At 34.8% G+C, this 5,516-nt stretch carries 3 protein-coding genes; all 3 read left to right on the plus strand.

Features of this window, described 5'->3' with window-relative positions; genetic code table 11:
- The first annotated feature begins 197 nt into the window (after positions 1–197).
- The 3 genes from ACIQ2Z_RS12405 to ACIQ2Z_RS12415 are packed head-to-tail and all read left to right on the plus strand — an operon-like array spanning position 198 to position 5,157.
- Positions 198–2,324 carry a gliding motility-associated C-terminal domain-containing protein gene (locus ACIQ2Z_RS12405; RefSeq protein WP_396184481.1) on the plus strand — a complete coding sequence of 709 codons (2,127 nt, stop codon included), beginning with the start codon at positions 198–200 and terminating at the stop codon, positions 2,322–2,324.
- Positions 2,325–2,350: 26 nt separating this feature from the next.
- The gene (locus tag ACIQ2Z_RS12410) at positions 2,351–3,271 is read left to right on the plus strand and encodes a type IX secretion system membrane protein PorP/SprF (RefSeq protein ID WP_396184482.1); all 921 of its coding nucleotides are present in this window, start codon (positions 2,351–2,353) and stop codon (positions 3,269–3,271) included.
- Between the two features lie 20 nt (positions 3,272–3,291).
- Positions 3,292–5,157 carry an OmpA family protein gene (locus tag ACIQ2Z_RS12415; protein ID WP_396184483.1) on the plus strand — a complete coding sequence of 622 codons (1,866 nt, stop codon included), beginning with the start codon at positions 3,292–3,294 and terminating at the stop codon, positions 5,155–5,157.
- Positions 5,158–5,516 lie beyond the last annotated feature (359 nt).

A 5,516-nucleotide genomic window follows, 5' to 3' on the forward strand; every position in this document is an offset into this window, starting at 1 on the left:
AATGCAGCAATCCGAAAAAAATAGTTTTTTTAGCCACCAAATTATGTTGAATCATAAATAACAAAGACTTTAGGAAGCTTCATTTTTTGCTGTATTTATTGCCTATTAAGTCTGAAATACATCTTTTCAGACTTTATTACTACATTATTTTATTTGAAAACGGTAACCTAGTATTTAATTTTACCAAAAAAAATACTATGAAAAGATTTCGATTAAATGTATTAGTTTCATTTTTATTCTGTTTTGGTTTACTATACAGCCAAAAGCAAAACAACCAGTGGCGTTTTGGATTTGGTGCCTCTATTGATTTCAATACGATTCCACCTTCATTTCCATCTGGAGCCGCTTTGCCTACATTCGACCCACCAATTTTTAGTGGAGGTTATGTTGAAGGCACAGCATCCATAGCTGACCGAATTACCGGTGACTTACTCTTTTATACAGATGGGCAAACGGTATGGAACGCACAAAATCAACCGATGCCCAATGGCAGTGAACTGGGAGGGAGTACCTACCTGTCTTCGGTAACCGGAGCAGTTATTGTTCCTGTACCTGGGTCCTGTTCGAAATATTATATCTTTACGGTCGGTGACCGTGAGATTGGATACGAAGGTGTTAAATATTCAGTGGTGGACATGGTATTGAATAACGGGCTCGGCGATATCATACCGGGTCAAAAAAGTATTTTTCTTTATCAAAACCAATCAGAGTGCATTCAAGTCTATCCCAAAAGCACGCAAGATGGTTACTGGATATTAACTGGCGATCAAACCGGGTTGAGCATTGCAGCATTCGAAGTAAACGCGTCAGGTATTAACACAACTCCCATTATCAGCCCAATAAATACAGATACATCTTGGTTTAGAATCAATCCTCAGGGTACCAAACTAGTAACAACATCTGAAAGTGGCGGAACTTATGGGATTAAGCTATTCGATTTTGATGCAACTAGCGGAATAGTTAGCAATCCTCTCAATATACCCTTTCCGATACCTAATTCCGATCTGTTAAAAAAATTCGACTTCTCCCCAAGTGGTCAGTACCTGTATGCCACCTCAGATAATTTTTTTTATCAGTTTGATATTTCATCAAACAATGCTGCAAATATACTAGCATCTGCAACGGAAATTACCACTCCCAATGCAGGAATTTACGGTATGCCGCAAATAGGCCCAAATGGAAAATTATATGTTGTCAGAAGTCCATTAGTATATCAGATAGATAACCCGAATAATCCAGCGGCATCCATAGGACCAATAACACAGCTGCCTTTCCCTAATGTTAGAACGATGACAACATTACCGCAGTTGATTTATGTATTGCCCGATAGCGTCTTCTCAGCGTCTATAGTTAATCCTTCAGATTTATGCCTGCTTAATTCCATTCCATTCAGCGTACAGAGCACATCTGACATAGTTTCTATTGCTTGGAACTTCGGTGACCCAAACAGTGGCTCCAATAACACTTCTACTCTTTTTTCACCCAATCATATCTTTTCAGGCACCGGTACTTTTCTTGTTCAGGCAATAGTTAACTTCGGCTGTGCAACTAAAACTATATCCCTACCTATTACCATAAATTCACCTGTAGTTCCAACATTCAATACAATACCCGCTCTTTGCGTTGGTGATACAGCACCCGTATTACCCACAACATCTTCAAACGGAATAGTAGGAACATGGAATCCAACAACAATAAGTACCTCTAGTTCTGGTACATCAACTTATATATTTACTCCAAATGCTGGACAATGTGCTAATCCTGAAAACTTAGTAGTATCTGTGCAAAATACAATTGATTTTGAGATTACAGGAAGTTGTGTTAGCAATAATTTTGTATTAGAAGTTACACCTCTAAACAATACTTTTGATATTAACACAGCAAATTTTAATTGGTTAACCAGTAATCAACAATCCGTTGGAAATGATTCAAACACATTTAATGTAACTCAATATCTAAATTCAACAACAATTGTTGAAGAATTGCCTATAACATTTTCTGTTACTGTCACTCCAGCAAATGGCTGTCCACGAAATGAACCATATGAAGTACAAAAAATAGTATGTACTATTCAAAAAGGGATATCAGTAAACAATGATGGAGCTAATGAATTCTTCGACTTGAGTTCATTAAATGTTAATATTCTAAACATTTATAACCGCTATGGAACTAAAGTATATAGCAAAGGGCAATACAAAAATGAATGGATAGGACAATCCAATAATGGAGATATTCTTCCTGATGGCACCTACTTTTATGAAATTGAGTTTAATAATGGAGATGCAGCCAAAACAGGTTGGATTTATAAAATATCTAATAATTAATGGCATTCAAAATAAAATCAAACAAAATGAAAAATATATATATCATTGCCATAGTCGCTTTATCGATGTTTACTGATTTACAAGCACAGCAAGATCCACACTACACACAGTATATGTATAACATGAGTGTTATAAATCCGGCGTATGCTGGTTCCAAAGAAGGTATTTCGGGTGGAGTTTTATACAGAAAACAATGGGTTGAGATAGAAGATGCTCCTACAACAGGGACTTTTTTCCTTCATAGCCCAGTAGAAAAAAATGTAGGTTTAGGACTTTCTGTTATTTCTGACAAGATAGGACCAGTAGAAGAGAATAATTTTTATGGAGATTTCTCTTATACATTAAATTTAGGAGGAGAACATCGACTAGCTTTTGGTTTGAAAGCTGGATTAACGATGCACAAAATTGATTTCAACAGCATTTCCTCCACCTTACCCGATTTAGGAGATGATGTTTTTGGACAAGGCAATCCAAATGAAACATTCTTCAATTTAGGAACGGGATTGTTTTATTACACAAATAAGTATTATGTTGCTTTTTCTATGCCCAATATGTTAAAATCAAATTATTTAGACTTTGATGGCAGACAATACGGAACAGAAGTCTTGCATTATTTTTTAACAGGAGGATATGTATTTGATTTAAATCCAAACTTAAAATTCAAGCCATTTGCTATGGTTAAATCTTCGGTGAATGCACCACTTTCTTTTGATATATCGACAAATTTCATGATTTATGATAAGTTAGAATTAGGCGCAACCTATAGATTAGAAGATTCCTTTGGAGCGATGGTAAATTTTGCAATTACTCCTAGTTTGAGAGTAGGATATGCCTACGATCATATTATTTCTGATTTGAATGTGGCTACACCTGCTTCTCACGAGGTAATGATTTTGTTTGACATCAATTTCTCGAAAAAAGTATCCCAATCACCTAGATATTTTTAACCCATAAAGCAATCTAAAAAATGAAAAATCTATATATAACATTAAGTTTAGTAGTACTAAGCATTACAGTTTCAGCACAAAATGCTGCTACCAAAACAGCCGATAAATTGTATAACAGACTCGAGTATGTTGATGCAGCAAAAGAGTATTTAAAATTAGTTGAAAACGATAAGGCCGATGGTTATGTTTACAAACAATTAGGCGATACCTACTACAACATGTTCAATACTACTGAAGCAGTTAAATGGTATGCTAGAGCAACAGAAACAACTCAAGATGCAGAGACCTATTATCGTTATGCCCAAATGTTGAAAGCCAATGGTAAATATGAAGAAGCAAACAAACAAATGCAAAAATTTGCTTCAGCTGCACCAAATGATGACCGAGCCAAAGCTTTTAAAGCAAATCCTAATTATATACCGACTTTATTAGACAAAACCAAAAGGTATAACGTAAATTTATTAGACGTAAGTAGTGATAAATCAGATTTTGGAGCTGTTCTTTATGATACCAGTTTGTATTTTACAAGCGCCAGAAACACCGCTAGAAAGAGTTATGGTTGGACTGACGAGCCGTTTTTAGACATTTACAGAGCCGATTATAATACAGACGGAACAATTACAAATGTCATTGGAGTTAGTTCAATAAATTCAAAATATCATGACGGTCCACTTACCATGAGTACCGATGGGAATACGGTTTATTTTACTAGTGATAGTTTTAGAGAAAGCTCTTTTGAAAAAGATAAAGCCAATAAACTGAAATTGGGACGAAACAATCTTTTCAAAGCCACAAAGAATGGAGATTCATGGGGAGATATTACTTCTTTACCATTCAATAGCAAAGAATTTTCAACGAGTAATCCAAGTTTAAGCAGAGACGGTAAGACCTTATATTTTTCTTCAGACCGACCAGGAAGTATTGGTGGAGTAGATATTTGGAAAGTTGCTGTAAATGCAGATGGGACTTATGGAGAGCCACAAAACTTAGGTAACAAAGTAAATACTGAAGGTAACGAGAGCTTTCCATTTATTGCAGACGACAACAAAACCTTATACTTTGCTTCAAGCGGAAGACCTGGTTTAGGTGGTTTGGATGTATTTCAAATTGATTTGACAAGTGGTGAAGCTAGTAATTTAGGGAAACCAGTAAATTCTGAAAAAGATGATTTTGCATTCACATTCAATGAAAGTAAAAAGGTTGGATTTGTTTCCAGTAATCGAAATGGGAATGATGATATCTTTGGTGCGATCCCAGTTTGTAGTGTAGATGTTTTAACGGTAGTTACCGATGCTAAAACGGGAGCTATTTTGACCAACGCAACTGTTTCCATCCTTGATGATAAGAGAAATGTCATAGCTACCGAAATGTCGAACGCAAAAGGGGAAGTAAAATACAATGTAGAATGTGATAAACCATACGTAGTTCAAGCGTCAAAAGATGGTTATGAAGGCAATACTTTTGCAGTAACTAAAAGTAAAGGACCAACAGTTAAAATAGATGCGGCCATACAACCAATCGACGTTATCGTTACAGAAACTGAAATTATTTTAAAACCAATTTTCTTTGAATACGACAAAAGCAACATCACACAAGAAGGTGCTTTTGAGTTAGATAAATTAGTTCAAGTCATGAAAAACAACGATAAGTTGGTAATCATGTCTAAATCGCACACCGATAATAGAGGAAGTGATAAATACAATTTGTCATTATCAGATAGAAGAGCTAAATCAACTGTTCAATACATCATTTCAAAAGGAATTGATGCTAGCAGAATTTCTGGCAAAGGAATGGGAGAGTTAGAGCCAAAAGTTGATTGTGGTGCAAATTGTACAGAAGAGCAACACGCTCAAAACAGACGTTCAGAGTTCTTGATTGTGAAGTAAAGTTTTAGATCTTATAGTAAAAGCCCCAAACTAATGAACATGCCCCAAAAAGTTAGACACTATTTGGGGTATTTTTATTATAAAAAAAAGAAGTTTTATATCAGAATTTAAAATTGAACAATTTTTAAAGTACACCCATCATCATTAATCTTATTGTTCTATTTCCAGAGAAATTGGTATTGATAAATCGGTTGTTAGAAGATGGGTTGGTTTATATAAATCCAAAGGGATTTTAGGTTTAGAAATCAATAAATGCAAAACTATTTTTGATATTTGTGATTTTTTTAGGTATTTTTTTGAATAATTTTCAAAATCAATCAAGTGTTAGCCATTATTTAGGTTAACAAAATTTATTAGAA

It is taken from the genome of Flavobacterium sp. (assembly GCF_044361015.1).
In the GTDB taxonomy this organism is placed as follows: domain Bacteria; phylum Bacteroidota; class Bacteroidia; order Flavobacteriales; family Flavobacteriaceae; genus Flavobacterium.

Coding starts and splice junctions, on each gene's coding strand:
- ACIQ2Z_RS12405 (WP_396184481.1), top strand. CDS start 198: ATGAAAAGATTTCGATTAAATGTATTAGTTTCATTTTTATTCTGTTTT.
- ACIQ2Z_RS12415 (WP_396184483.1), top strand. CDS start 3,292: ATGAAAAATCTATATATAACATTAAGTTTAGTAGTACTAAGCATTACA.
- ACIQ2Z_RS12410 (WP_396184482.1), top strand. CDS start 2,351: ATGAAAAATATATATATCATTGCCATAGTCGCTTTATCGATGTTTACT.